1 protein-coding gene is annotated in these 387 nt (G+C 37.7%); it reads left to right on the plus strand.

Going from position 1 to position 387, the window contains the following annotated elements; genetic code table 11:
* On the plus strand, window positions 1–387 hold a 387-nt coding region (locus DWX29_RS12500; protein WP_199663703.1), incomplete at both ends, for a leucine-rich repeat domain-containing protein.

Here is a 387-nt window from a genome sequence, read left to right on the forward strand (position 1 = left end):
ATAGCAGATAATGCATTTAAGAACTGTAATGAGTTGGAAGAGGTAAGTCTGCCGGACACAATGGAAACAATAGGAGCAAATGCGTTTCAGAATGATAAAAAACTAACAGGATTAAAACTACCGAAGAATATTAAAACCATGGGGTATGGAGCATTTGGAGAATGTACAGGATTGACGGAAATAGAGATACCAAAAACATTGGAGAAAGTATGGTGTGCATACTATGATTCAAAAAGCGATGGAGCGTTCAGAGGCTGCAGCAATCTTAAAGATGTAAGGTTCGAGGAAGGAACAAAGACAGTAACAGAGTATGTATTTAAAAACTGTACGGGACTTGAAAAGATTACAATACCGGAGGGAATAGAAACAATAGGAAACGGAGCATTT

The organism is Eubacterium sp. AF19-12LB (assembly GCF_003479125.1).
In the GTDB taxonomy this organism is placed as follows: Bacteria; Bacillota; Clostridia; order Lachnospirales; family Lachnospiraceae; genus Eubacterium_U; species Eubacterium_U album.